The sequence below is a fragment of the Deltaproteobacteria bacterium GWA2_45_12 genome, assembly GCA_001797365.1.
In the GTDB taxonomy this organism is placed as follows: domain Bacteria; phylum UBA10199; class UBA10199; order UBA10199; family UBA10199; genus UBA10199.
This window is the reverse complement of record MGPH01000056.1, coordinates 1-7,161: the sequence shown is the minus strand read 5'-3', so window position 1 is coordinate 7,161 and position 7,161 is coordinate 1. Positions and strand designations below refer to the sequence as shown.

The window sequence follows — 7,161 nt, the reverse complement described above, 5'->3', positions numbered from 1 at the left end:
CCATTTATTGGAAAACAAAAACTAACGACTGCAACCCCCATCTCAACTTCTGACGCCAACTCTCCAGTTGACGGGGCGCAGTCCAGTTGGCTCCTCGCCATTCCTTGGCTGTACAACCGAATACAGCGACATTCAATAGATCGGCTTCTTCGGCGTACTCATAATCCTTCTTCCATTTTTTTGAGATGGGAATGATGTGATTTTTTACAGCATCGGTTTGGATATGATAATTGGCCTTGCTGACAATGCGCTTAACGTTCCACTCAAGATGGTACTGATTGTTTTCGATTTCTTTGAGGCGTTGGTATTCCTTGATGAGATAGAGCTTGAAGGCAGGACTGATCCACGTACCAAATTCAAAAGCGATATCCCGATGGGCATACGTGCCTCCATAACGTCCAGCTTCGGCCGTAAGACCTTTTGCTTTCGTTTTGTCCACCCACTCTTTGACACTGATCTTAAATCCGTTAAGGCCAGACTGTTCCTTGATACGTGCAAATTCGTCCCAATTAAAATGAGGGTTGTTGATTTGTTCCCAAATCCCTAAAAACTCCAAAGTGTTTCTATTTCGTAACCAATCTTTGACAAAAAAATCACCATCTTTAGATCTGATCATATCCGTCAGGCTTAAATAATCTTGCCCCTCCACATTTTGAACCGAGACGGACTGACCTTGAATACTTAGCTTTCTTTTTCTTTTAAGAAACATATTCCCCTCCCTCATTTTAATTGGGGCGAATTCGCCCCAATTAGAAATCATTTTATTTCAACTGCTTACCATAAAACCGTATAAGCCCTTAAAGACTTACCCCCCCACAAACCTTACAGGCCACGCCTCCACGGCGATAAGCTTCAGTCCTCGGGATCACGATGCAATTCCTCGTGCACACCTGTCCCCAGTGGCAACTCATTTTGTGGACCTTATTGTTGCTGACATTGAAGTACACCTGGACGTCCGCGGCAAGGGGGATGGAGAGGAATAAAAATAGAAGCCAGAGGATGAAAATTTTTTGCGTGCGGCGATAGTGGAGCATGCGGATGTGGACGATGGCAAATGGACCCAAAATAATCAAATTAAATCCTAAGATTCTTTACTATCCCTCCAAAATTTCCGCCTTCACCAATTTGGCCAAAAGCGTAAGCGATTCCTGTCAACCCAGATAGAAAAAAATTCAGAAAAAATTCAGACGCTAATGATTAAAATTTTACTCCGTCTGAATTTTTGTTGGTTCTTTTAGATGCGTTACCGTTAAGCCATGAACAACGAGGAAGGCTGGCTCTTGCTGTCGGTGCTTCGAATGCTTGCCGAGCTCAAGGGATGGTGGAGGATCTGTCCGTCGGGTTGAGAGAGACAACAAGGGCTTTGCAGGAGGCTGGAATTGAGCCGGGGCTAGCGGGGGATTTCCTTGTTTTAATGGCCGAAAAAGGAGGACATGCTTTTCCAGATCTTTGCCGCAAATTGACCGAAGTAGTTGGTCAACAAAGGGCTATGGGGGTTGAGCCCGCTTTCCTTGAACGACAGCTTACTGAAGTTCTAGGAGCATCGAGGCGGCTCACAGGAAGTGCAATGGATGGTTTGATGCTTTTTGTCCCGGAATCCCCACAAGAATCTCAAGGTGCCCGAGGACGTGCGGTATTTGTGCCAACGGCCCTTTCAGAGCCAGAAAAACCCCCATTAGGTTCGGAGACCTCTACGACACCTCAAGAAAGTCAAGGGACGAGACCCCCATCCCGGAAACCCTGGAGATGGCCTTGGTCATGGTAGAAAAGCCAAGCGATTAAAATTTTCATAGGCGTCATGATCTTCTTTTTGACCCCTCATCTACGCTTCTTGGCGCACTCAAGACCCCCCACTCCGTTTGTCAACACCATCACCGAGTTTATGACCATTTTACGATATAAAGTAAAATAGTCGTAAAAATTGACTTTTTTACGATATTCAATAAAATGGACATATGTTTCACCGTCTTTATGAAAATATTCTCAAGGATCATTTCCTGAATGAAAAAAATATGGCCTTTCTTGCAGGTCCCAGGCAGTCGGGTAAGACGACTACAGCTTGCGAATTCGAGTCCAAGCGTAACCTTTATTTGAATTGGGATAACCAAGATGATCGGCTGCTTCTGCGTTCCAAACCGGCTAAGCTTAAAGAGGTTCTGTCTTCAAGCCATTCTCCAAAGACCATCCTGATTCTGGATGAAATTCATAAAAATCCGCAATGGAAAGGTTGGCTTAAAGGATTTTACGACAAATACCACAAGGGCTTAAAAATTATCGTCACCGGTAGCGCCAGACTCGATATTTATAAAAAGGGTGGGGATAGTTTGCTCGGCCGCTACTTTCTCTATAGGCATCACCCCCTATCTTTGGGAGAGCTTCATCAAGGGGCTTTTATTAATCAGCTTTTCCGCACTCCTCTTTCTACTCCCGCCAGTTCCTGGGAGGCTTTGATGAGTTTTGGAGGTTTTCCCCAACCTTTCTTTACTGCCAGGAAGGAATCCCATGCCAAATGGGTTAGGATGAGGAAGGAATTGATTTCCAGGCAAGACATCCGGGAACTTTCCAAAATCGAGGATCTTGCTGGAGTTGAAATGCTCATGAAGATCTTGCCAGCGCGAGCAGGGGGGCTTTTGAGCTATCAAAATCTGGCAACGGATTTGAATGTGAGTGTGGATACGGTGCGCCGCTGGATCAAGCTTTTGGAAAGCCTCTATTATGTTTATCTCATTCGCCCTTATTCAAAAAATATAAAACGTTCTCTCCATAAAACTCCGAAGCTGTTTTTTTGGGATTGGTCTGAGGTCCTTGATGAGGGTGCCCGCTATGAGAATATGATCGCCTCCCATCTTTTGAAATCCGTTCATTATTGGACCGACTCGGGGTTTGGAGATTTTGATCTTCATTACTTGAGGGACAAAGAAAAAAGGGAGGTTGATTTTTTGGTTACTCGTGACGAAAAACCCTTTATTCTTGTAGAAGCCAAAAAAAGCGAGAAAAACTTAAGCCGGGATTTGTACTATTTTCAGGAATTGTTGAAGCCCGAAATTTCGGTGTTGGTTTCCGGTTCCCTCAAATCAGTGGGGATGCCTTTGCAGGAAGCCTCAAGTCCTCTTCCTATTTCTGCGGCAGACTTCTGTTCTCAAATTGTATGAACAGTAAACCAGATAGGTAGAGGGGTAGTTTTCCTAGACTTCTTTTAAGGGGCAGTGCATCTCCCCATCCTCTTTTTTTCTGCAGACCCCTCCCAAGAAAAAATTTGTGTCAATACGCTTAAGGCGGCGGGTTTTGTACGCAAACCTTATGATTATAGTGTTTTAATTCTTCATTGGTTTTTTTCATTTGGTCTTCAGCCTCTTTTCTTTGGGAAATATCACGCAAAAAAGCGCTGAAGGTGTAGGTTGGGCCAATTTTTAAGGGGGTTACCGATAATTCCACGGGGAATTCGTGGCCATTGCGATGTAGGGCCGACCGGAAAAAAATTCAGACGGCGGAAAAAAATTCAGGAAACAAAAAATTCAGACGGAGTAAACAGACAAAAATTCAGCAAAAATTCAGAAGCAAAAATTCAGACGGAAAAATTCAGACGGAGTAAATATCTAGGCTTAAAAAAAAGATAAACCTTTAATTTCTAACGATTAAAATTTTACTCCGTCTGAATTTTCTTATCCTTTCTCATTTATGAACCAAAGAAACGGGTGATCAGCGCCGCGCCTTACCGGGACCGTGTCGTGCATCACGCCATTCACAATATTCTTGAGCCTATTTTCGATCCCACTTTTATTTCTGATTCCTACGCAACCCGCAAAGGCAAGGGAACACATGCGGCACTTAACCGCTTTCAGGACTTTGCCCGTAAGGCCAAGTACACCTTGAAATGTGATATCCGCCAGTACTTTCCCAGCATTGATCATGACGTTTTGTTGAAACTGATTGAACGAAAAATTGGCTGCAAAGATACCCTGTGGTTGATCGAAAAGATTTTGAGTTCACAGAGAGAATATGGTAATGGCGCAAACTTTGCATCCATCCAGACAGACAGACAGATTGGTATCCCTATAGGCAATTTGACCTCACAGTTTTTTGCCAACGTTTATCTGAACGGGCTGGATCATTTTATAAAAGAAAAATTGGGTTGTCGATATTATCTGCGGTACATGGATGACTTCGTTGTTTTGCACGATGACAAAAATTTCCTGTGGCTGGCCAAAAAAGAAATCCAAACTTATCTGGATGAGATTTATCTTAAACTTCACGAAAATAAATGCCGTATTTTTTCAACGGAACAGGGAGTTCCTTTTTTAGGCATGACAATATCTGCCGAACGACGCCGATTGAAACGACAGAACGTTCTCAGGTTCAAAAGACGCATGCGCAGATATCAGGAACTTTATGGTTATGACAAAATTGACTGGAAGCACATCCACCAATCCATTCAAGCATGGATAGGCCATGCAAAACACGCCGATTCTTACCGATTAAGAGAATTGATTTTTGAGGAAATTGTCTTTAAAAGATTTGATCAGGGTGATTGATCATACCGGCGGCGGTTCCTGGAACAACAACGATTGGAACAACCGTTCGGCCAATCGCAACAACGACAATGCTGACAACCGTAACAACAATGTCGGCTTCCGCGTCGCGTGGCCGTCGCCCCAGCACTCCCTGATACGGAGTCAAAAATTCTTCGGGCCGGAATTTCGTCTGTCAAGACGGACGAGAGACAAAAATTCAGACGGAGTAAATATTTAAGCTTACAAAAAAGATAAATCTTTCATTTCTAACGATTAAAATTTTCCTCCGTCTGAATTTTTCTTATTAACAAAAAGAAAAAAGGTTTATGCCGAAGCAAAAGAAAGAAATCCGGCCAGATGGTCAGGCGCCACAAGAAATTGGCAACCGATACGAGAGGTAAAATTAAACTGGTTGAAAAATGATCAAATAAACTTTAACGAGGAATCAACTCAAATGGCTTGTTAATAAAATGCGACAACTATCCTGAAATTTTCCGCCTTTGCCATGCAGTTTTTTTCTCTCTTTCACGTTCAAGCTGGTCAGCAGGCTTAAATCATCTTTTTCAACAGCCTTTTGTCGGCAACGATCTTGAAACTCGCATTCGCCACAGTGCCGATTCAAGACGAGATCAGGTGGTGAATCGCCGGAGGTTAACTCGACGATTTTTTCGACAAGCTTCTTCACTCGATTTTTCAATGATGAAGTCTTTATTTTCGCTGTGGCATGATTGTCGCCGTGAATAATCCTACCAAATCCAACTTCGCGGCCAGACATTTCTGATAAGACGAAAGCGTCAAAGGCTAATAACAACTTGTCGTCTCGGGTGAGTTTATTGGTGAAGATGAACCGGGTCGGGATAAATTGTGCAACTTTACCGCGCCCTTCTGGAGGAACGCGCTCCACCGCATGAATGACGGATTCCAATTGCGGTGTCTGGACTATAAAATCTGTCGCCAATCGCCATTTGGCGGTCTTCGCGTCCTCCGAGGAGGGCCTGCTGACGCATCCATCTCGGGCACTTCCTTCCAATAAATACTCAACGCCCTTATTCCGGTATAACTCGTTTTGGGCATGAAACCAGTCAGCGTATGCATTCCCAGTTTTGCCTTCGCCGACTGACGTGAGAAAACATTTGGTAGAACATTTGAGGTAGGCCTCGAAAATATCAGAAGTGATTTTCATGCGCGCAGATTGCCACGGTCTTGAAAAAAGCACATCTTCCAGCACTGGTGTGGGCGACGCAGAGGGGACGGGTGTGTATTGAACTGGTCGATAATTGAGTGAACAACTCCCGCCTTTCTGGGCGGGGGTATTCAAATGCCGGTTCTCATAAAATGGGGTCTGGAGACCTCGAAATATTTTAAATACCCCATTGAGCTTCAAAATTTACCTGAAATATCAAGCTTATACCTCATTTTATTTGGCTTGTTTCTTGCATATTATTTTCAGAAGACCCGTGTCTCGGTGTATACTTTTATGGGAAAAGGAGAAGTATGAAAGGCGTTTCCATCAATCAAATCGTTGATTCACTCATTCGGGATAACGAGAACCCACTCGATACCGCAGAATTAAGTCAGGTCGAATTGCTCTTGACTGATTTGGAAAGCGCCGTTGGCGACGGCAACCAGGAAGTTTCTTACGAGGAATGGTTACGCATTAAATCCTCGCCTGAATATGGATCCCTATTTGAGAACGATATCTTCAACAGCGATTACCCGGGTACTCAAAGAAATCATGTCTCCGGCACCATTCAAGTCCTGTTTGCAACACCACCATTGACCGCAAAGAAACCAGCGGCTAACGTTACCCCCCCCCCGCAGATTACAGATTTAAGCGACATCTCCGAATTAGAACTCAATGCCTACACTGAACAGGTGGCGGAATACCTGCTAAACGACGCCATCCCTTTGCAAACCAGACTTTTCCATGGTGAAGTCTCCGCTAAATTACTGATCAAGGCGGATCATAACCTGGAGGCTGCGAGCGTTTACGAAACCCTTTCCACGTTGGCACCTAAAAATAGATCGTATCCGGAAGCAGTGGAGCGGGTGTCACAATTGGAGGAAACAACTCAGAATTATTTTTCGGAACAGCATAAGCAAAAAAATGCCCAGAACACACTCGTCACGCTGCTACTCTCGTCACAAGTCATCTACGATTGGTTAATGCAAGGCATGGAGTATCAAGAATCATGGATCGGCGAGGCCGAACATTTTTGGCTCCCCGAACACAGCGCAAAAACTTATATTGCTAAAGTTAAGCCGCTGCTCACTGATTTTTTAAAAAAATGGGAGTATCTTGCATCAACCGGCAACTTCAATTCGACAACAGATATTTTTCGCGAAATTGAAAAAGGAGATAATAATGCCGCCGAAGGCTGTAAAATTTTTCAGGAGATGATTTTTCTCACGGGATCCGGCAAGCATAACCTCGGATATACTCATCATTATGCCATAAAAGCCTTCATTGACGCTGAGAGGATTCAAGATCCCGCTGAAAAAACGAAACATATTCTTGAGAATACAAATCAATGGCTACTCACCAACGGGGAATCTTATGGTGCCGCCTATCAGAACCCCGCTGAGGACCACGGGCGTAAGCCCGTGGGTGAAAGCGGGTAGCAGCGAAGCTGCTAATGTTTTATAGGGA

At 44.1% G+C, this 7,161-nt stretch carries 8 protein-coding genes; 6 read left to right on the top strand and 2 right to left on the bottom strand.

What is annotated here, in order from left to right; all coding sequences use genetic code 11:
• Positions 1–4: 4 nt before the first annotated feature.
• A complete protein-coding gene (locus A2048_10775; protein ID OGP07911.1) occupies positions 5–709 on the bottom strand; it encodes a DNA-binding protein in 705 nt (234 codons plus the stop codon).
• A 609-nt stretch (positions 710–1,318) separates the two neighbouring features.
• Between A2048_10775 and A2048_10770 the strand changes: the two genes are divergently transcribed.
• From A2048_10770 to A2048_10755, 4 genes are all read left to right on the top strand, one after another.
• A complete protein-coding gene (locus A2048_10770; GenBank protein OGP07910.1) occupies positions 1,319–1,765 on the top strand; it encodes a hypothetical protein in 447 nt (148 codons plus the stop codon).
• Between the two features lie 190 nt (positions 1,766–1,955).
• Complete coding sequence (locus A2048_10765) at positions 1,956–3,152, top strand: hypothetical protein (GenBank protein ID OGP07909.1); 1,197 nt, start codon at positions 1,956–1,958, stop codon at positions 3,150–3,152.
• A 54-nt stretch (positions 3,153–3,206) separates the two neighbouring features.
• The gene (locus A2048_10760) at positions 3,207–3,389 is read left to right on the top strand and encodes a hypothetical protein (protein OGP07908.1); all 183 of its coding nucleotides are present in this window, start codon (positions 3,207–3,209) and stop codon (positions 3,387–3,389) included.
• A gap of 285 nt (positions 3,390–3,674) precedes the next feature.
• Positions 3,675–4,532, top strand: a complete 858-nt coding sequence (locus A2048_10755) for a hypothetical protein (protein ID OGP07907.1) — start codon at positions 3,675–3,677, stop codon at positions 4,530–4,532.
• A gap of 424 nt (positions 4,533–4,956) precedes the next feature.
• On the opposite strand, the gene A2048_10750 is transcribed toward A2048_10755, so the two are convergent.
• A complete protein-coding gene (locus A2048_10750) occupies positions 4,957–5,694 on the bottom strand; it encodes a hypothetical protein (protein OGP07906.1) in 738 nt (245 codons plus the stop codon).
• Positions 5,695–5,829: 135 nt separating this feature from the next.
• Between A2048_10750 and A2048_10745 the strand changes: the two genes are divergently transcribed.
• Both A2048_10745 and A2048_10740 read left to right on the top strand, forming a co-directional pair.
• Positions 5,830–6,009, top strand: a complete 180-nt coding sequence (locus A2048_10745; protein ID OGP07905.1) for a hypothetical protein — start codon at positions 5,830–5,832, stop codon at positions 6,007–6,009.
• Positions 6,006–7,133, top strand: a complete 1,128-nt coding sequence (locus A2048_10740) for a hypothetical protein (GenBank protein ID OGP07904.1) — start codon at positions 6,006–6,008, stop codon at positions 7,131–7,133. The genes A2048_10745 and A2048_10740 overlap by 4 nt, the downstream gene beginning before the upstream one ends.
• The last annotated feature ends 28 nt before the right edge of the window (positions 7,134–7,161 follow it).